Genomic DNA, 20238 nt, shown 5'->3' with positions numbered 1-20238 from the left:
TTGTGCTACTTTTTCATTGCATTCCATGTCTCAAATAGTATTTCTTGTTCGGGACGATCATGCGGAACAGTTCTCAATGGTTCACAGGCAACAGAAAAATTATGCATTTCCTTGGGAAGTTGCTGGTATAATTGAGTGCCCTTGGTTTTCCAAGCAATCATTTCATCAGATACTTGCTTAATGATTTTTGCAGGGTTTCCAGCTACCAATGAGCGTGCAGGAATAATTTCATCGGCCTTAATAAAACTCATGGCACCAACAATGCATTCATCTTCTAATACTACATTGTCCATGATAACGGAGTTCATGCCTACCAAACAATTGCGACCAATGGTAGCTCCGTGAATCACTGCACCATGACCTATATGTGCATTCTCTTTTAATAAAACAGTCGTCCCCGGAAACATATGTAGGGTACAATTCTCTTGCACATTACAACCATCTTCAATAATGATGGCACCCCAATCACCTCTAATAGCTGCACCTGGTCCTATGTAAACATTTTTTCCAATAATCACATTGCCTGTTACAGCAGCTTGTGGATGTACAAACGAGCTTTCGTGTACTACCGGTATAAATCCCTTAAATGAATAAATCATATGGATGCTTTTACCACTGGTTTGCCTGTTCTAAAACAGTTGCCTTTAAAAATAGACACCAATTGTTCGTGTTGATTCAAAATAGTTATTTGATACAAGCCTGTTGATCTTCCATTGTGCAATTCTTTTGCTTCTGCAATCAACGTATCGCCCACATGCACGGGCTTTAAAAAATTTATAGAAGTATCTAATGCAACCGATAAATTATTTCTGTTGTTGCAAGCAAAAGCAAATGCACTATCCGAAAATGCAAAAGCAATGCCCCCATGCACTATGCCCAATCCATTCATCATTTCTGGTCTTACTTGCATTTTGATTTTGCTGTACCCTTCTTGAATGGCAATCACTTCAATTCCTAACCACTGAGAAAACATATCTGCTTTCATCATTTCGTCAACAATATGCTGTGGTGTCATAGTAAATAATTTAGGGTTATTGTCCTTTGTATTGAGGTGCTCGTTTAGCTAAGAATGCATCCACGCCTTCTTTAAAGTCTGCAGTAGCTGCCGCTTTTTGTTGTAAGCCATCTTCTAATGCCAATTGAGTAGTTATATCATTGGTAGCAGAAGCATTCAATGCTTGTTTAATATAGCCTAATGCTTTGGTAGGCATTTGCGCCAACTGCAATGCTATTTTTTTACTTTCTGTTTCAAATATTTCATCTTCAAATACCTTGTACAACATACCCATTTGTAATGCCTCTACTGCAGAAACTTTATCGCCCAGCATCATGAGTGCACTGGCTCTTTGAAAACCAATTAATCTAGGTAGGGTATAGGTTCCACCACTATCCGGAATCAATCCAATTTTAGAAAATGCTTGAATAAATGAAGCAGAAGATTTACTAACTACTACATCACAAGCAAAAGCAATATTAGCCCCCGCACCTGCGGCAACGCCATTTACTGCTGCTACTACTGGCTTTGCAATATCTCTGAGGCGTTGTACAATGGGATTATAATGCTCACTTAAAATGCGCTGCATGCCTGGTCCTTCCGGATCTACTACTTCTGCTAAATCTTGTCCTGCACAAAATCCTTTTCCTTCGCCAGTTAAATAAATGGCCCTAACATTTTCATCGACAGCACATTGGTCTAAAATATTTTGTAATTGCAATGCCATTGCTCTGTTAAAAGAATTCAATTTATCAGGTCTGTTCATAGTAATAAACGCAACGCCTGATTCAATGGTAAATAATATTGGGTCCATATAAGTTAATTAATGACATTTAAAATAATCGAAGGGCTCTTTGCACTCTTCGCATTTATATAAAGCTTTACAAGCAGTACTTCCAAATTGTGATACCAACACCGTATGCGTAGAATTGCACTGCGGACATGGTACTATTAAATCCTCTAAATAAGTTTGGTCAAAACTTTTTCCCACAGGGGGAGCAATGCCGTAGGCTTTTAGTTGCTGCTTCCCATTTTCGGTTATCCAATCAGTCGTCCAGGCGGGAGATAAAATAGTTTGAATAGTGGTTTGGTAACCCGCAGCATTCAATGCCATTTTAATATGCATCGAAATCATGTCCATAGCTGGGCAACCTGTGTAAGTAGGTGTGATGGTAACCGTTACATGCTGCCCTTCTAATGCAACAGCCCTGATCACCCCTAAATCTACTACTGATAATACAGGCACTTCTGGATCTTTAACAGTTTCCAGAATTTTCCAGATGGCATTGATGGCAATTGTATTGTTTACCATTCGCTATTGGGATATGCTCTTTGTAAGTATTGCATTTCTGCTAAAATATATCCTAAGTGTTCTGTATGCATTCCTTCTGCGCCTCCTTTTTGTACAAATGTTTTTGAAGGAATATTGAGTCCTGCTTCTTCAAAAACAGCTGAAACTTTTTTGTTCCATACATCTTGAATAGCTGCATAATTTAAACAGGCTGCTGTAGCATATTCGGGTTGAATAAACAGCTCACCTGTATAAGCCCAAATTGCTTCAATAGCGGCTTGCATTCTTTGTTTACTCTCTTCTGTTCCATCACCCAATCTTAGTACCCAATCTTGACTCCATTTTACATGGTAGCTAACTTCTTTAATTGATTTTTCTGCAATCGCTGCCACTTGCGTATCAGGGTGTTGTAATAACTGCGTAAACAATTGCATTTCAAATTCACTCAATAAAAATAATCGCAGCGTAGTATGTGCCCAATCTCCATTGGGAATTTCTGTAATCAATAAATTCTTGAACTCACGAACATCTCTTAAATAGGCCAAGCTATCTTCCGTTGCGGGCAACACTATATCATTTCCTGTTTGGGTGATATCAATACCTATTGGGTGCCGATTAATTAATTCAGCTGCATGCTGATAAAAATTTCGCGCTTGACCAATATAGTCTAACGCAATATTGGTGATGGCAATATCTTGTTCTAAAATGGGCCCGTGACCGCACCATTCACTGTTGCGATGTCCAATAATTAATGCATTGTCTGCTAAGTGAAGTAAAAAATCAATCTCGTTTTTCATTGTCGCCATTACATGTATTTTACTTCCTCTGGTAAATTATAAAAAGTGGGATGTCTATATGCTTTATCATGGGCTGGATCGTATAAGGATCCGGCTTCGTCAGGATTACTTGCGTGTATATGTTTACTCTCTACTACCCAAAGACTAACGCCTTCCATTCTTCTGGTATAAACATCTCTAGCATTTTCAATGGCCATTGCAGCATCTGCAGCGTGCAAGCTTCCTGCATGTTTATGGTCTAAGCCTTGTTTGCTTCTGATGAATACTTCCCATAAAGGCCATTCAGCAGTATTGGTTTGATTGGTAGAAATATCGGCAGCTCCGTTTTTGCTTTCGCCGTAGTCGCCGTAATAGAGTTTATTTATTTGAAAGCTCATGATGATTAGTTTTAGTTTTAAGCAGCAGCTTGTTTTTGTTTGGCTTTTTTATTGGCATAGGCTAATGCAGCATCTCTAACCCAAGCACCTTCTTCCCATGCTTTTTTGCGCGCATCTAAACGTTCTTTATTGCAGGGTCCATTGCCTTGTACTACTTGCCAAAACTCATCCCAGTTAATGGGTCCAAAATCGTAATGGCCTCTTTCTTCATTCCATTTTAAATCTTTATCGGGTAGTGTAAAGCCCAATACTTTTACTTGCTCTGCACAAACGTCTACAAATTTTTGTCTGAGTTCGTCGTTGCTAAAACGTTTGATTTTCCATTTCATACTTTGAATGGTGTTTGGGCTTTCGTCGTCTTTAGGACCAAACATCATTAAGCTAGGCCACCACCATCTGTTGATGGCGTCTTGTGCCATTTTACGCTGCGCTTCAGTTCCTTTACTTAATACATACAGTATTTCGAATCCTTGGCGTTGATGAAAACTTTCTTCTTTACAAACGCGTACCATCGCTCTTGCATAAGGTCCAAAACTGCTTCTGCATAAAGGCACTTGATTCATAATTGCAGCACCATCTACCAACCAACCCACTACACCCATATCCGCCCAACTAAGGGTAGGATAATTAAAGATGGATGAGTATTTTGCTTTTCCAGTATGCAATTGATCATACATCTGATCTCTGCTAATACCAAGGGTTTCCGCAGCACTGTATAAGTACAAACCATGTCCTGCTTCGTCTTGAACTTTAGCAATTAAAATGGCTTTTCTGCGTAATGATGGGGCTCGGGTGATCCAATTACCCTCGGGCAGCATACCAATGATTTCACTATGAGCATGTTGACTAATCTGTCTGATTAATGTTTGCCTGTATTTTTCTGGCATCCAGTCTTTTGGCTCAATTCTTACTTCACGATCAATCTTGTCTTGAAAGATTTGTTCAAACGCTTGTTCCATAATTATTGGTTATTTAACATCAAAATCAATTAATACATTTTCTGTTCGTGGATGAGACTGACAGGTTAATATAAACCCGTGTTCAATTTCTTCCTGCTCTAATCCATAATTCACATCCATATCTACTTCGCCTTCTAACAATTTAGCTTTGCAGGTACAGCATACACCGCCCTTACATGCAAAGGGTAAATCGGCTCCATGCTTTAAAGCTGCATCTAAAATACTTTCGCCTTCAAATCCTAAATCAAATTCAAATGTTACCCCGTCTTGTTTAACAGTGATATGACTTTTAACTTCTTGCTTGTTACTTGCTTGCGTATTGCTAACTTTTTTAACCTTAGCTCCTGTAGTAAATAATTCAAAATGGATTTTTTTGTTGTCTACTCCGCGTTCTTCTAACGCTTTTTTAACACTAAAAATCATTTCTTCTGGCCCACACAAAAAGTATTCATCAATTGTGGTAGGCTTTAAAATATTGTTACAGAGTTGTTGAAACTTCTCATGATCTATTCTTCCAAAGTGAATGGGCGCGTCTGTTTTTTCTCTGGATAAAATATAAACAATACTGAATCGACCCATGAATTTATTCTTGAGCGATTCTAAGGCTTCTTTAAAAATAATGCTATGCCTATTTCTATTACCATAAACCAATGTAAAATGGCTCAATGGTTCGGTTAATAGGGTTGTTTTAATAATGGACAGGATGGGTGTAATTCCACTGCCCGATGCAAAAGCAACATATTGTTTCTTTGCATTGGCATCGAGTTCTGTGTAGAATTTTCCCAGAGGCGGCATTACTTCGAGCATTGCTCCTGCTTTCAATTTTTCGTTTGCCCATGTAGAGAAAACACCCCCTGAAACTTTTTTTACAGCAACCCTTAATTCATTGTCTAAAGGACTACTACAAATAGAATAAGACCTTCTTATTTCTTCTTCATTAATGGTTGTCTTAATGGTGATGTATTGGCCTTGCTTAAATGCAAAAGCGGATGCTGCGGTTTCTGGAACATCAAATGCAATAGAAACACAATCTGCTGTTTCTTGCCTTACTTCTTTAACTGGTAGCGTTTCAAACTTATACATTTTTTAATCCTCCCACCAAAATGGTAATCATATTATTGGTTAATTCGGCTGCATTTATTTTTTGTGTTGATCTATGCCAACTTTCAATACCGCTGATGGCATGCAGAATAATCAAAACGGCAGTAGGTGCATCAATTGCTTTAATTTCTTTGTTTCGTATACCGGTTTCTATAATCGCTGCAAATCTTTTGCGATACATTCTTCGCTGATTCTGAAAATTAGAAAGGTAGGGGTCTGATAAATGTTTCCATTCTCTATCACTTACATATACTTCTTCATAATGGTTTACCATTTCGTTGATATGAAAGCGAACCAATTCTTCTATTTTAGCTATAGAGCTATTTTTTTTAGATTCTACTGCGTCCATATGTTGCATGAATCGGTTGGCAACCCCAAAACACAATTCGTGCAGTAACTCTGTCTTAGATTTAATATGATTATATAGGCTGGCAGCTTCTACCCCTACTGCTTCAGCTAGATCTCTCATACTAGCTGCTTTAAAGCCTTTTTCTCTAAATAATGAAGCAGCTTTACTAACAATAACCTCTTTTCGGCTACTGTTCTTTTCAATTTTTATTCTAGCCATGGTACGAAGATAATATACTAACATATGTTAGCAAAGAAAATAGCGAATTAATCTAGTTTTGTTAGTTTTTAACGCTTTTGCCTCATTTGGCTTGGGTTAGCGGATAATCCATTAATTTCGCAGCCTTATTATAAAATCAATATATGTCTTTAGTAGTAGTTGGATCCATGGCTTTTGATGCCATTGAAACTCCCTTTGGGAAAAGCGATAAAATTATAGGTGGCGCGGGTACTTATATTGCCTGGTGTGCTTCTAATTATACTCCAGTTAAGCAAATTTCTGTTGTAGGGGGAGATTTTCCTCAGGCAGAGCTAGACATCCTTACTGATCGTGGTGTAGACTTAGAAGGGGTACAGATCAAAAAAGATGAAAAGACTTTCTTTTGGAGCGGTCGCTACCATATGGACATGAATACCCGCGATACTTTAGACACTCAGCTTAATGTGCTTGGGAGTTTTGAGCCTGTAGTACCAGATAGCTACCAAGACTGTGAGTTCTTGATGCTCGGCAACCTTGCTCCCTCCGTACAAAGAAGTGTAATTGAGCAATTAAAAACCAGACCAAAGTTGATTGTAATGGACACCATGAATTTCTGGATGGAAATTGCAATGGACGACTTGAAGCAAACTTTGGCAATGGTAGACCTTTTAATGGTGAACGATAGCGAAGCCCGCGAGTTGAGCGGTGAATATTCATTGGTGAAAGCTGCTGCTAAAATTATGCAGATGGGCCCTAAATATTTAATTATTAAGAAAGGGGAGCATGGTGCATTATTATTTCATGGCAGCAAAGTATTTTTTGCACCAGCATTGCCTTTAGAAGAAGTATTTGATCCAACTGGTGCGGGTGATACTTTTGCTGGAGGATTCATTGGTCATATTGCAAAAACCAAAGACATTTCTTTTGAAAACATGAAAACGGCTATTATTGTAGGTAGTGCAATGGCTTCTTTTTGTGTAGAGAAATTTGGTACTCAACGTTTAAGAGAAATTAATCAATCAGATATTGATGCAAGATTGGATGAGTTTGTTCAGTTGGTGAACTTTGATATTCAGTTGGGTAATTAATTGAAAGCTTGTATATTCGTTTTTAGATGACAATGATTAAAAATATGAAACGTAACAAAAAACCGCTCTAAGGGGAAGGTGTTTGTATGTTTTAAATTGATTCATATAACGGGCCTTCCAAATTTGGAAGGCCTTTTTTTTAACACTAAAACTCCATCAAGGAGACAGGGGGGAACAAAATGAAAGTAGCAGTAGTTGGAGCAACAGGTTTAGTTGGAACCAAAATGTTGCAGGTATTAGCAGAAAGAAATTTTCCGGTGACAGAAATAGTACCGGTAGCTTCTGAAAGATCGGTTGGTAAGGAAGTAAGCTTTAAAGGCAAAGCTTATAAAGTAGTTAGTATGGCGGATGGTATTGCTGCAAAGCCTTCAGTGGCTATATTTTCTGCTGGGGGAAGTACTTCTTTAGAGTGGGCTCCACAGTATGCAGCAGCTGGTATTAGAGTGATTGATAATTCTTCTGCTTGGCGAATGGATCCTACTAAAAAATTAGTAGTGCCTGAAGTGAATGCCGGGGTCCTAACTAGTGAAGATTATATAATCGCCAATCCCAATTGCTCTACCATACAAATGGTGGTTGCATTACAGCCATTGCATTTAAAATATAAAATCAAGCGGGTAGTGGTGAGCACTTATCAAAGTGTTACTGGTACGGGTAAAAAAGCAGTAGATCAATTGTTTAATGAGCGCAAAGGGGTAGAAGGAGAAATGGCTTATAAATATCCCATTGATTTGAATGTCATTCCTCAAATTGATGTATTCTTAGAAAATGGTTATACCAAAGAAGAAATGAAAATGGTTTTGGAAACCAATAAAATCATGCAAGACAATTCAATACGAGTAACTGCTACAACAGTTCGTATTCCAGTAGTTGGTGGGCATAGCGAAAGTGTGAATATTGAATTTGAAAACGACTATACTGTAGAAGATGTTAAAGCATTATTGGCTGCTGCCCCTGGTGTAATTGTTCAAGACGATTTACCTAATCAAATTTATCCAATGCCATTATGGGCACATGAAAAAGATGAAGTATTTGTAGGTAGAATTAGAAGAGATGAATCACAAGCTAATACTTTGAATATGTGGATTGTAAGCGATAATCTTAGAAAGGGTGCTGCAACCAATGCAGTACAAATTGCTGAGTATATGCTTGCGAAAGGATTATTGTAATTGATAAATGAATAGATAGGGATGAATCGATTGTTCATATTGCTGTTGATTTATGTTTGCACTGGATGCCAACATAAATTGTATTGGCCATCCAAACAATCATTAATGCCTCACAAAACAGGCGAGCAGTTTTATTGGGATGCATTGCGTATGCAATGGAAGCAGCGTGATTCATTTGCAACAAAAGAAGTATTGGCGGGAAATATTCCTCGTTTTCTTTTACATCTAGTTCCCATCAATGTTACTGCAGTAGATTCCACTACCCGAAAGGTGAATCGGGCAACTTATTATGTTTTGCCCGATTACCTTAGTGTAGGCGGTAATAATAATTGGGCTAGAGTGCCACTAACGCCAATGGCAGCTCAACAAATAGCAGACAGTTTGGATTGCTTTTTACCTACGCGTAAAATGGTGAATGATATTTACCATGCTGCTAAACTTAAACTAGCACCAATACCAATGTACAGTCATCGTGATAGTACTATTACTATGTGGCAGCACCATTTAATTATTGAGGGACAACGCAAGCAGCGAAAAGGGTTGATTGCTGGAATAAAAAAAGATGTAGTAATTAGCGATTTAATTGCAAGGTCTTCTAAAACAAATCGGGTGGCTATTTATGGGTGGCATTTATTGAATGGAGAACCCATACAACCCTTATATACTGGGCATGTTAACTGGTATGTCGATTATAGTCATGGTATTCGACTGGTGGCAAGGAAAATAAAAGTGAATGGGACATGGATGGACTACACTAAAGTAATGGAAGATCCTATTCTCAAAAAACTCTTAACTGATGAATCCGTTGGTGATATGATTCGATATTGAATTATTTAATAAATTGAGTTCAATATTTTTTTAATGAGAGCTATTGTATATTTTGGTTTATTGATTTCGAGTGTAAGCTGTACGGCTTTAGAAAACAAACAAAGTGAATCTAAGATAGATACTGTGTTAATTAAAGCCCCTAGCGTTTCTGAGGAGCGGGAACTCCCATCTAAAAAACCCATTGCTACTTTTTCCCTACCTATTGATGATGGAATGGGCAATGCTAATAACTGGAAATTTGGGGTTAATATTTATGAAACTAGTAAGACTTTTGAATACAAGGTTCAAATTCAATACAAAGAAATTAGGACAACTGAAATGATTACGATTCCGAATTTTGGTATTGATCCAGTGGTTACAATTAAGCCAGGAAAGGCTTCTCTAGACTGTATTATTGGCTTTAACGATAGCAATGGTTTGTTTAAAGAATACATTCAAGTGAACGTTAAAAACGAACAATTGAAGTTTAAGAAAATCAATAGCTATGCAGTAAGGGCATATCAACGAAAATTAAATTAATTTTCATCAGGCTATTTTATGTAAATCTTTCTTGTAAATTGTATGGATAATAATTTATTTTCCAAAGAATGAGAATTCTAACTGCTTGCTTATTTATACTCTTTATTTTAAACGGTATTGCGCAGCAAAAAGTTGAAACTTCTATTTCCGAAAAGTCAATCATTGATCAGCTTAATTTATATAGCCAAAGGAATGATTTAAAATCGCTCAATCAGTTATTCCCTAAATATATCGAACAACTTCAAAAACTTTACGACCATGGGGAGTATGAAGCGGTAAAATCAAGCTATTTAAGTATTGTAGAAAAACCGTTTTATGAAAGTGTTAGTGATTCACTAAAAGCGAATACTTTGATGGCTTATGGTTTGGCTTTGTCTGCTAATCAACAATATCAAGAGTCTTTAGACATTTATGAAGTAATCACTCAAAAATATCAATCAGTTTTAAACCGAAATATCCCATTACAAGTTCGCTTATATATTGAATTTTCTTTCAATTATTCAAGTATGGGGAACCAAAAAAAAGATATAATTAGTGTTGAAAAAGCCATTGACTTAATGGAATCAAATTTTGATAAAATTAAAGTGATGGATTATATAGCTGCTTATAATAATCTTTTTTACTACTATGGTGAATATGAAGACAATGTGGGCATAAATAAAACTTTTCAAAAATTTAATACATTTTATCAATCGCAATTTCAAAAGCCAACCAATACAAAAGAATATTATTATGCTAAACGAGTGTATCGTAAGATGCAGGTGAATGTAGCTACCGTAAATGAAGATCTTGTATTAGCTAATAAAATATTGCAGCAAATAAAAAACGAAATTCAATTTTCACCTTCAAATGAAAGGCCTGCAGATATCAACTATTATTTATCCTGTATTACCCTTTTATGCGATTATTACAATTATTATTCCGATAATCATATTGAAGGTATTCGGCTTGGTAAAATGTATTTGGCTGAAGCTATCAAGTATAAAGATCCTTTTAGCATGGTATTGGCACATTCTAAATTAGCCAACCAGTATAGAGAAATGAAGGAGTATGAAAAAGCCCTCTATCATGTGAATGCTTCCTTAAGTGCTTATGATTTCCCCCCTACTAGCATGAGTAAGTTCGGCTTAGAAACAATGAAAGCCATGAATCTTTCAAGTCTATCAATACATGATTCAGCTATCGGAATCATGGAAAAGAATATCAATGCATTAATTGAAATTCATACAGGCAAAAAAACAACATTACTTCAAGTTGATGAACAAAAATTATTAGATCTGAATAATAATCGATACGTCAATATTTTTATTAGTTCTGCTCTCATTTATAATGAAGCATTTAAGCAAACCCGCCAACAGTCATACATTCAAAAGTCTGAAAAATTAACAAAGTTAGCGTCTTTACTATTTAATGAATTTTATCGAAAGGGCGCATTTACACCTACGTTAAATAATTTGCATAAAAAAATTGTTGAATCGTATTTTTTTATTGCACTTGAAAAATATAAAAATAATTCGGCTTTTGCCATTGAAATGATTTCTACAATAGAAGCCAATGCATCAGTCCATCTTGCGAAGGAATTTGAGCAGAAATTATTACAGTCAAATACTCCTATAGGGTTGTTAAATAATGATTTAAATGTTTTGCAACAGCAAAAAACATTCTGGGTTTCTGAACAAGTCAAAAACGGCAAGCAAAAAAATTATGCAGAAAAATTGAAGGCAATTGACGCTCGACTAAATGCATTGAATAAGCAAATACAATCTTTAAAAAAGGGTTTTGTTGACTTGACACTTAAAGATTATTCTATTGCCAATGCTATGAAACTTTTAAATAAAGATGAAGCGATTCTAAAGTATTATATCACGCATGAGCATGTGTATAAAGCCTATATCACACATGACAATATTAAAATAACATTATTAGGAAAAAAAATAGCCATCGAGCAACAAGTCAATCAATTTGTAAAAGCACTTAAAAAACCTAATAATCAAGTTGACACAACTGGAAAAGCTTTATTTCAATTATTACTTAATGATGTATCAGCAAAAAACTTAACCATTATCCCTGATAATTATTTAAATTATTTGCCATTTGAAAGTTTGCAGAATCCTCAATCTAATGACTACTTTATTATGCAAGCTAATATTACCTACAATGCATCTATTGCACTTTGGTACTTACATAATAAGCAAAAGCAAACGAATACTTCAGTAAAACTCGCCACATTTGCGCCCACTTATAACAATACTGTTTATAATAATACCCAATTTGCCAATCTACCTTATGCTACAACTGAAGCCACTTCAATTGTTCATTTATTTGATGGTAAAGCTTTTATAGGTCAGCAAGCATCTAAAACGAATTTTTTGGTTCAAAATAAATCTTATGGTATACTTCATTGCTCCATGCATTCTGTTCTATATGACAACGACTTTAATCAGTCCTATTTGTTGTTTGCAAATGCACAACCAATGTATTTTAATGAATTGTATACCAAAGCCATTCCTGCAGAGATGGTTGTATTAAGTGCTTGTAATACTGGTGCTGGAAAACTGGTTGAAGGAGAGGGCATTATGAGTTTATCTAGAGCGTTTACATATGCTGGTGTTAAAAGCACTGTAGTAAGTTTATGGCAAGTTCCCGATAAAGAAACATCTGAGATTATGCTGTTGTTTTATGAACAATTGAAAAAGGGACTTTCCAAGCATGTTGCTTTGGCGAATGCCAAGCAGCATTTCATCAAAATGAATCCGCTTAAAAGTCACCCTTATTTCTGGAGCGGCTTTATTTTAATTGGCAACAATGATCAAATAGCAGATGCAACCCCATGGGTGAAATATGCAGGTTTTGTTATAGCCATTTTGCTGCTTAGTGTTTTTATCTTTTTAAAAAGGAAAAGAGCCAACTAAGTTTACTTTAATTTATTGTATAATTTTTCAGCTTCTTGTTTAAATGGCTCTTCCAAAACAGCATATTGTTTAAGGATTTCTATTGCTGATTCGGGCTGATTATTTTGTAAATAGGCTAAAGCTAAGTACCATTTAGCTGTTAAGGAATAAGTATTGTTGAGTGAAATAGCTTTTTGTAAAATTTCTATTGCGGCAACACTATTTTTCAATTCTAAATAACAGATACCGATATATAAAGATGTATATGCTGTTTTTTGTTGCTCTTCTAGGATTTTAAAACCTTCTAAAGCTTCCTTGAATGCCTCCCGATCGTAAGCTGCAAAAGCGGATTGTGTTAATGAATCTATATTATTTTTACTTCTTTCTGTGGGGGCAATTATATTGGGGTATCCAGTGTAAAATTCTTGGAATAGTATTTCAGGTTTTGGGTTTTGCGTATACTGATTAAGGGCAATCAATATGAAAGTGATGATAGTTGCTGCCGCTATCCATTTGAAATACTTTTGCTGGAATGTCTGTTTATTGTTAGCAGTTTCAAATTGTTTAATGGTAGTTTTTATACGAGCTCTTTCATTAATATGAATGCCATTTTTTAAATTCTTTCTAAATGCTAATTCTTCGGCAAAACTTGCATCTTTCTCCAATAGATCATTGAAAGCGATTAATTCACTTTCTGTAAGTGTATTGTCAAAATAGCCATTAAGCAATGCTTCTTTATCCATGATTGGTTTCAATTAATTCTCTAAGTTGTTTAATACACCTAGATTTTTGACTTTTTACTACATCCTTATTGTCGTAACCAAGTGCTATTACAATGTCATCTAATTTTTTTTCTCGATAATAAAACAGTTCAAGAATTTTTTGACAATGACTACCTAGTTTTAAAAAATAGGTTTGTAATAATTGAACTTGTTGCTCTTTTTGTATATGCTCCAAATCGTCCCATTCTATATTAACCTCTATATCAAACGGTACGAATAGGATTCTTTTTTTCTTTAAATGCTTCAACAGCATAAACTTTCCAATTCCAATTAAATAGGTAGATATCGCACAGTTTAGTTCTGATAACTTCCCTTTTTTCGCATGTTCAACTAAAGCCACAATTGCATCCTGATAAATATCAATTATATCTTCATCAGGCAAATTATATCTTTTAGCAAATGACATGAAAATGCCTCTATTCTCCCGATACACTTGCTCAAGAACTTGGTTATTCTCTAAGGATAATTCCGCTTTAATTAAATCATCACTCATCATTAGTGTAAATATCCTTTAAAAGTAAATCCAAAAATAAAAAATGCTTATCGAGTTTACTTTTTTTCCAATTAGGCACTAATGATTGTATTCATCTATTAAAGTCATTCAAAATGAGCTATTTAAAACTGTTGACCACTTTGTTTTTTCTTGGGATTCAATTTTTTGCGTATTCTCAAGAAGCCAAAAAGTCTATTTTTCAACGAATTAAAGAGAAAACCAAAGCTACTTCTGAACAAAGGGCTGAAAATACTGGCGATAAAATTGGCAATAAGGTTGGAGACAAAGCAGATGCTGCAGTAGACAGTTTATTGTCTGGGGCTTGGTTTAAAAAGAAAAAAAAGACCGATGGTGCTAAGGACGAGAAAAATACTGGGAATGATTCTAATAAAAAGACTGATCTAGCTGAAGGGGAGAATAGTTCTAAATCCCCGAATGGCGCATTCACAGGAAAAGCAACTGGTAAATATGATTTTGTAGCAGGTGAAAAGACCCTCTATTTTGACGACTTTTCAAGAGTGGATATTGGAGATTTTCCTGCTGATATCAATACCAATGCCAGCGGTGAAATTGTTATGATAGAAGGCAAAGAAGGCAAATGGTTGAATCTGACCAAGAATGGTAATTTCTTATTTGATGCCATTAAAACATTACCTGATAATTTCACTTTAGAATTTAATGCGGGAATTCAAAATGACCCTACCAATAATTACAGTGGCTTTGGGCTCATTTTTTCAACGTTAAAAGATGATCTCTTAAAACAAAACTTTTTTAGTCCTGGTACATCCGTTTTGTTTCTTCACCCAGGCGCAGCAGAAGCCTATGTCAGCGTATTGAATGCTAATGCTAACGGACTGTCATTTGAGAATCAAATTAAAATGCCACAATGGGATGTGGCTGATAATCGCTTTGTTAAAATCTCTATTTGGAGACAAAAAGGCCGATTAAGGGTTTATGCAAATGAAGATAAGTTGGTCGATATACCTCGTTTTTTTACTGAAAATGATGGGCAATATCAAATGTCAATTTGCAGAAATTTTTTCGATAATTGTTCGGTGTTTATCAATAATATCAAGTACGCTATTGCGGCTCCGGATACTCGAAGCAAATTGTTGACTGAAGGCAAATTCAGTACTACAGAAATTTTATTCGATACCAATAGCGATAAAATAAAACCTGAAAGCAATACCATTATTGCAGATATCGGTAAAATCTTAACCGACAATCCAGGCCTTAAAATAAAAATCATTGGCCATACCGACAGTGATGGTAATCCAGCGGCGAATCAAACACTTTCAGTCAAGCGAGCTGAAGCCGTTAAAATGCGCTTTGTATATGGCTTTGGAATAGATGATACCCGAATTGTCACCGATGGTAAAGGGTCTTCAGAAGCTTTGAATGCCAATAAAACACCTGAAGAAAAAGCAGCCAATAGAAGAGTAGAATTTATTAAACTTTAAAATTTTATTTATGAAAATTGTTATTACGATTGTATGTCAGTTAATATTAGTTACAAGCTTTGCCCAATTTAGATTACATACCAAATGGGTGAATAATCAAACAGTCAGTTCTGGGCGTGACCAAGGAATGCCTAGACTTGCGAGAGAACTAATTTTCGCTACTCCCGACGCCAATACCTTAAAAATGATTGACCCATTTAGTGTAATCGCAAGACCAACTAAGCCCATGAGTTTTGATATGGAAAATGGGGTTTATGTAAATAATATCAGCAATTTTGAATTAAAAGTATTTGATCCTGCCAAAAATCGTTATGTCATTGCAGCACCAAGCGTTCGAGGAGCTGATTTTAGCAAGAATGGTAGAAGATACGGAAAAGCATTTAGATATTATTTTGCATTTTACAAGCATCCTTTTGACAGCACCAAATTATCAGTTGTTGAAAAGATGGTTGAAAAAATTTGGACCATTGATAATAAAATGCCACAGGTTCATTATTCAGGTGCAAATTTGTATGAATTTGATGAATACGCCATTTTTCGTGATAGTGTTGTATTTAATGCAGTTTCTGGTACAAATACTGGAATGAATGTAAAGGCTACAAACACTATTTTTCCAAAATTGCAACCCACTCAATCATTACAGATTAGCCCAGTTATAGCAAAAAAATTAGAAGAAGAGCTTGCCGATATGTTACAGCCTAATGAGGAAGACAGATTAAATCCTTACAGAACGAGTACTTCTTTTAAACTTACGATTACCATGATTGAAAATTTAGTCATTGATAGAACTGACGAAAAGGGTTTAAAGGTTGCTAGTTTTAAGAATAAAGGAGAATATTATGGCTCATTGAATGCAACTGTTCAACATCAATCATCGGTAATAACCAATTTGAATTTTTTTGACAGTCCAGTTAAGAATGGTACATCTTACGCACATTTTACCTACTGGAGTCTAAATGAAAAGAAACCGGTTACCAATAGTTCATCCACCTTTACTATCCCTAGAGCCAATTTCGAAAATGCAAAACTGCATATTAAAGGTGGCTTATACGAAGGAAATATAGATCATGAATCAAAAGGTGATTATGCAACTAAAGACAACTCAACAATTGTTAGTGTAAATGATAATTTCAGAAATATTTTTCTAAAAGACCTGAAAAGTGGCGCCAATTCTTATATCATTCGTAATAATGGCGTTGACTACTGGAAAATTTATTTTGACATCATTGAGCTAAATTAATTTATGAAACAAGCGATCATTATTCTAAGCCTTATATTGAGTTTCACATTCTTTTCAAAAGCTCAAAACTTTAATTGCGACTCTTTAAAAAGACAGTTCGAGGCAGAGATTGCCAATGCTAAAAAAAATGGCGCAGATAAACAAACATTGGATCAATTAGAAGCCATCAAAAAGCAAACAATTGATATGTTTTGCAATAGCTCTAAAATGGCAGCGCCTGAATATGCTGGCAAAAGTACTTCAGAGAAGCCGGCATTATCAAAAGTTGGGAAGAGCAGTCAGTTTAAAGGGGCATTTTCAATCAGTTTGAATATAGAAGCTTATGATGCCGAAACACCTATAAAGGCAATTTTTGATTATGCCATTAATAAAGAAGGTAATCAAATGCTGATTGATCAAGCAGGATTATCAAAAGCAGGAAAGCTTGCAGAACAAATGCAACAAGAAGATGGTACACTAGATGCATGGATTATTGAGCAATCTGGGAAAAGTACTTTTTATGTTACTTCAAAGGAAGAGGGGAAGATTGCTTTAATCAGCAATCTTCAACCTTACATGATTCGCCCAACAAGCAAAGCCCAAATTAAAGTGACAGCTTTAAAACAGAAAAGAAAAATTGCTGGCTACGATTGTACTGCCTTTAAGGTATCTGGTCAAGATAATGGTGAAAAATTTGATTTGACTTGTTGGGTAACCAATCAAGCCCTACCATTTAAACATGCAAATTTTCCGATGTTCAGTATGATGAATGCTGGCCCATTAGGCATTCCTGGTAATCCACTCAGAGCCATCTTAGCTTTTGAAGGAAGTATGGATAATAAACCTATGAAAATATCAGTTTCAAAGATTACTCCAAATAATCAAACGACCGTTTTATCCGGCTATAAAATATTAACAACACCAACCATGTCTCAATAGTGGGTAAATTTTTTACCCGCTTAATCCTCCATCGCCCTATTTAAAAAATGTAAGAGCGGCTGCATGGTAGCAAAGCAAGTAATTATTTTTTTGACTAATTTTTGATCAGTTAATTCTTCATCAGTTACTGGAACCGAAACAATAAAGTTTTTCAATTTAATATAGTCAATTGCAGGGTTGTCTTTTTCATAACCTTTTGGTTCCCTCACCAATGACATTCCTTCTTCTCTTGATAAGTCGCCAAAAGTTTTCTTAAAAGTTTTGTTGTTTAGAATGCCTTTAAAGTCCTCCCAATTGTAGTCAATTTCTTGTCTTACTTTTTTAATTTGATCAGGCTCACCTCCATACAGTCCGCCACCAATAAAGCTTTTGCCACCTGGTTCACAGTGAAAATAATATCCTGCTAGCCAAGATTTTTTGCCCCCTTTAACAAAATAGGCTGCCATATTATTTTTATAGGGGTCTTTATTTTTACTGAACCGAACGTCTCGATTAATTCTAAATATGCAATCCTTATAAGTTAAAACAGCAATATCCTGATCGAATTTGCCAGCCTGTGATAAAATTTGGTTCACTAATTCAATGAAATTTTCTTTAGCCGCATCATAGTCATTGCGATGTTCGTTAAACCATTCGCGGGAATTATTTTTTTTGAGTTTAGTCAAAAACTGAAGTGTTTTAGGATGGAGCATTTTTATGGATTAATCAGGTTGATGAATTCTTGTTCTGTAATGATTTTAATGGTATTTATTTTTTTAGCCTTCTCTAGTTTGCTTCCAGCGTCTGCACCCACGACTAGATAGTTTAATTTGCTGCTTACGCCACCTAAGATAGAGCCGCCAGCATTTTCAACCATGGCCTCTGCTTGTGATCTTTTGAGTTGTTCCAATGTTCCTGTAAACAAAAAACTTTGGCCGACTAAATTTCCACTTGTATTGATTTCTTTTTTACTATTTTCTAATTGCAACCCTAGTTCTGCAAGTTCCTGTAGCATCGCAATATTTTGAGGGTTTCCAAAAAAGCCTTGAATACTCTTTGCAACCTTGGTTCCTACATCTTCTAATTGTAATAGTTGTTCTTCTGTTTTGTTGCTGAATTCTAATAAATGTGATACAGCATTGGCCAAGGTTTTAGCAGTTGTTTCACCCACAAAGCGAATACCCAATGCATAAATTAATCGATAGAGTGGTTGTTGTTTGCTGGCTGCTATGGCTATTTGTAAATTCTCAATCGATTTTTTCCCAAACCCTTCTAATTTGGTTAGGGCATTATAATTTAATCGGTAAATACTTGGAATATCTTTAAGTAAACCCATTTCATAAAACTTTCGAATATTGGCTTCTCCAAAGCTTTTAATATCCATCGCGTCTTTGCTTACAAAATGGATCATTTTTTCTACTACTTGCGCAGTACATTCTATATTGATGCATCTCCAAACTGCTTCTCCTTCTTCTTTAAATAATTGACTATTGCATATTGGGCAGTTTTTGGGAAATACAATTGTTTGCTCATTCCCATTTCTTAAATCAGGTAAACTTTTTACAATCTGAGGAATTACATCTCCAGCTCTTTCAATTAGAACCTGGTCTCCTTTTTTAAGGTCCTTTTGCTGTATATAATCTTCGTTATGAATAGAAATGCTAGATACAGTAACGCCCCCTAAAAAAACAGGCTTTAATTTAGCAACGGGGGTTACGGCCCCAGTCCTTCCAACTTGGAATTCCACCTCTATTAGTGTAGTGGTTGCCTGTCTTGCTTTAAATTTAAATGCGATGGCCCATCTTGGATGATGTGAAGTCATCCCCATCTTTTCTTGTTGTTCAATGTCATTGACTTTTATAACCATACCATCAATTTCATATGGAAGCTCATCTCTTTTTGCTTCGTATGCAAGGCAATAGTCAATTACGCCTTGAATACCTTTAACAACTTTTTTTTCTTCCTTAGGGGATCTGAAACCCATCTCCCATAAGAGATCTAGACTCCCAGCATGACTGCTTAAAGAGGGCGTATGCATTGCTGTTTTATGGGTAACATAACTTACGTGGTATAAGAATGCATCTAAATTTCGTTCTGCCACTTCTTTGGGGTCTTTCATTCTAAGACTACCTGATGCAGCATTTCTTGGATTAGCTAAAGGAGTCAACCCTTGTTCTATTAGTTTTTGGTTGAATTTTTTAAAAGATGCTTTGCTTAAAATGACTTCTCCTCTTATTTCTATTTGTTGGATTCCTTTAGAGGAAAATGGGGCAGATAAAGGGATTGATTTGATCTGCCGAATATTAGGTGTAATGTTTTCGCCTGCAACACCATCTCCACGAGTGATTGCTTTAACCAATAAGTCGTTTTCATAAATTAACGAAATACTTGCACCGTCAAATTTAGGCTCAACACAATATTCTATCTCTTGTTCTACTGTTAATTCCCTTGCTTTTCTGTCAAAATCAATTAAGTCCTCAGCATTGTAACTATTATCTAAGCTGAGCATCGGAACTAAGTGAGGAGTGGTTTCAAAACCCTGATTTAAACTATTCCCAACCCTTTGCGATGGCGAGTCAGGGGTAATTAATTCAGGATGGGCTTTTTCAATTGCAATTAATTGCTGGTATAATTGATCAAATTCATAATCCGAAATAAGTGGATCATTTAAAACGTAATAACGGTGCTCATGAAATTTTAATAGATCCTTTAATTCATCTAGCTGTTCTAAGGTATACATAAACGGTTCTTAAGCTGTAAAGATAGAAATTACCGCACAACCCTTAACTTTGTGTATTAACGACG

General features: G+C 35.6%; 21 protein-coding genes. 8 read left to right on the top strand and 13 right to left on the bottom strand.

What is annotated here, in order from left to right:
• Positions 1-5: 5 nt before the first annotated feature.
• The 9 genes from ACTIEI_RS01955 to ACTIEI_RS01915 are packed head-to-tail and all read right to left on the bottom strand — an operon-like array spanning position 6 to position 6087.
• Positions 6-599 carry a transferase hexapeptide repeat family protein gene (locus ACTIEI_RS01955; RefSeq protein WP_439504594.1) on the bottom strand — a complete coding sequence of 198 codons (594 nt, stop codon included), beginning with the start codon at positions 597-599 and terminating at the stop codon, positions 6-8.
• Positions 596-1015: a hydroxyphenylacetyl-CoA thioesterase PaaI gene (gene paaI, locus ACTIEI_RS01950; protein WP_439504593.1), complete on the bottom strand. Its 420-nt coding sequence runs from the start codon at positions 1013-1015 to the stop codon at positions 596-598. Before paaI ends, ACTIEI_RS01955 begins: the two co-directional genes overlap by 4 nt.
• Before the next feature lie 16 nt (positions 1016-1031).
• Positions 1032-1808, bottom strand: coding sequence for an enoyl-CoA hydratase-related protein (locus ACTIEI_RS01945; RefSeq protein WP_439504592.1), 777 nt, complete (start codon positions 1806-1808; stop codon positions 1032-1034).
• 9 nt (positions 1809-1817) lie between these two features.
• Entirely contained in the window at positions 1818-2306 is a 489-nt protein-coding gene (paaD, locus tag ACTIEI_RS01940) for a 1,2-phenylacetyl-CoA epoxidase subunit PaaD (protein WP_439504591.1), read from the bottom strand.
• Positions 2300-3082 carry a 1,2-phenylacetyl-CoA epoxidase subunit PaaC gene (paaC, locus tag ACTIEI_RS01935; protein WP_439504590.1) on the bottom strand — a complete coding sequence of 261 codons (783 nt, stop codon included), beginning with the start codon at positions 3080-3082 and terminating at the stop codon, positions 2300-2302. The genes paaD and paaC overlap by 7 nt, the downstream gene beginning before the upstream one ends.
• A gap of 8 nt (positions 3083-3090) precedes the next feature.
• Positions 3091-3459 carry a 1,2-phenylacetyl-CoA epoxidase subunit PaaB gene (paaB, locus tag ACTIEI_RS01930; protein WP_439504589.1) on the bottom strand — a complete coding sequence of 123 codons (369 nt, stop codon included), beginning with the start codon at positions 3457-3459 and terminating at the stop codon, positions 3091-3093.
• Between the two features lie 17 nt (positions 3460-3476).
• Positions 3477-4418: a 1,2-phenylacetyl-CoA epoxidase subunit PaaA gene (gene paaA / locus ACTIEI_RS01925; protein WP_439504588.1), complete on the bottom strand. Its 942-nt coding sequence runs from the start codon at positions 4416-4418 to the stop codon at positions 3477-3479.
• A gap of 9 nt (positions 4419-4427) precedes the next feature.
• The gene (gene paaE / locus ACTIEI_RS01920) at positions 4428-5501 is read right to left on the bottom strand and encodes a 1,2-phenylacetyl-CoA epoxidase subunit PaaE (protein ID WP_439504587.1); all 1074 of its coding nucleotides are present in this window, start codon (positions 5499-5501) and stop codon (positions 4428-4430) included.
• On the bottom strand, positions 5494-6087 hold the full coding sequence (locus ACTIEI_RS01915) for a TetR/AcrR family transcriptional regulator (RefSeq protein ID WP_439504586.1): 594 nt from the start codon (positions 6085-6087) through the stop codon (positions 5494-5496). Before ACTIEI_RS01915 ends, paaE begins: the two co-directional genes overlap by 8 nt.
• Positions 6088-6230: 143 nt before the next feature.
• Here ACTIEI_RS01915 and ACTIEI_RS01910 point away from each other — a divergent pair, with 143 nt between their 5' ends.
• The 5 genes from ACTIEI_RS01910 (at position 6231) to ACTIEI_RS01890 (ending at position 12582) form a co-directional block, all read left to right on the top strand.
• Entirely contained in the window at positions 6231-7154 is a 924-nt protein-coding gene (locus ACTIEI_RS01910; RefSeq protein ID WP_439504585.1) for a PfkB family carbohydrate kinase, read from the top strand.
• Between the two features lie 179 nt (positions 7155-7333).
• Positions 7334-8323, top strand: a complete 990-nt coding sequence (locus ACTIEI_RS01905) for an aspartate-semialdehyde dehydrogenase (protein WP_439504584.1) — start codon at positions 7334-7336, stop codon at positions 8321-8323.
• Positions 8324-8428: 105 nt separating this feature from the next.
• Complete coding sequence (locus ACTIEI_RS01900; RefSeq protein WP_439504583.1) at positions 8429-9151, top strand: hypothetical protein; 723 nt, start codon at positions 8429-8431, stop codon at positions 9149-9151.
• Positions 9152-9184: 33 nt separating this feature from the next.
• Entirely contained in the window at positions 9185-9670 is a 486-nt protein-coding gene (locus ACTIEI_RS01895) for a hypothetical protein (RefSeq protein ID WP_439504582.1), read from the top strand.
• A gap of 68 nt (positions 9671-9738) precedes the next feature.
• Entirely contained in the window at positions 9739-12582 is a 2844-nt protein-coding gene (locus ACTIEI_RS01890; RefSeq protein WP_439504581.1) for a CHAT domain-containing protein, read from the top strand.
• 2 nt (positions 12583-12584) lie between these two features.
• Here ACTIEI_RS01890 and ACTIEI_RS01885 read toward each other — a convergent pair whose 3' ends face one another.
• The gene (locus tag ACTIEI_RS01885) at positions 12585-13304 is read right to left on the bottom strand and encodes a tetratricopeptide repeat protein (protein WP_439504580.1); all 720 of its coding nucleotides are present in this window, start codon (positions 13302-13304) and stop codon (positions 12585-12587) included.
• Positions 13297-13839, bottom strand: a complete 543-nt coding sequence (locus tag ACTIEI_RS01880; protein WP_439504579.1) for a sigma-70 family RNA polymerase sigma factor — start codon at positions 13837-13839, stop codon at positions 13297-13299. The genes ACTIEI_RS01885 and ACTIEI_RS01880 overlap by 8 nt, the downstream gene beginning before the upstream one ends.
• Before the next feature lie 110 nt (positions 13840-13949).
• Here ACTIEI_RS01880 and ACTIEI_RS01875 point away from each other — a divergent pair, with 110 nt between their 5' ends.
• Genes ACTIEI_RS01875 through ACTIEI_RS01865 form a run of 3 tightly spaced genes read left to right on the top strand, consistent with a single transcriptional unit; the run spans position 13950 to position 17454 of the window.
• Complete coding sequence (locus tag ACTIEI_RS01875) at positions 13950-15296, top strand: OmpA family protein (protein WP_439504578.1); 1347 nt, start codon at positions 13950-13952, stop codon at positions 15294-15296.
• Between the two features lie 10 nt (positions 15297-15306).
• Positions 15307-16536 carry a hypothetical protein gene (locus ACTIEI_RS01870; protein ID WP_439504577.1) on the top strand — a complete coding sequence of 410 codons (1230 nt, stop codon included), beginning with the start codon at positions 15307-15309 and terminating at the stop codon, positions 16534-16536.
• Positions 16537-16539: 3 nt separating this feature from the next.
• Positions 16540-17454 carry a hypothetical protein gene (locus tag ACTIEI_RS01865; RefSeq protein WP_439504576.1) on the top strand — a complete coding sequence of 305 codons (915 nt, stop codon included), beginning with the start codon at positions 16540-16542 and terminating at the stop codon, positions 17452-17454.
• A 20-nt stretch (positions 17455-17474) separates the two neighbouring features.
• On the opposite strand, the gene ACTIEI_RS01860 is transcribed toward ACTIEI_RS01865, so the two are convergent.
• Together ACTIEI_RS01860 and ligA are read right to left on the bottom strand one after the other, a co-directional pair.
• Positions 17475-18146, bottom strand: a complete 672-nt coding sequence (locus ACTIEI_RS01860) for a DUF2461 domain-containing protein (RefSeq protein ID WP_439504575.1) — start codon at positions 18144-18146, stop codon at positions 17475-17477.
• A 2-nt stretch (positions 18147-18148) separates the two neighbouring features.
• Positions 18149-20173 carry an NAD-dependent DNA ligase LigA gene (gene ligA / locus ACTIEI_RS01855; RefSeq protein ID WP_439504574.1) on the bottom strand — a complete coding sequence of 675 codons (2025 nt, stop codon included), beginning with the start codon at positions 20171-20173 and terminating at the stop codon, positions 18149-18151.
• Positions 20174-20238 lie beyond the last annotated feature (65 nt).

It is taken from the genome of Sediminibacterium sp. (genome assembly GCF_051860225.1).
Taxonomy (GTDB): domain Bacteria; phylum Bacteroidota; class Bacteroidia; order Chitinophagales; family Chitinophagaceae; genus Sediminibacterium.
Note: the sequence above shows the minus strand (reverse complement) of the source record. Positions and strands in the feature narration are given on the sequence as shown.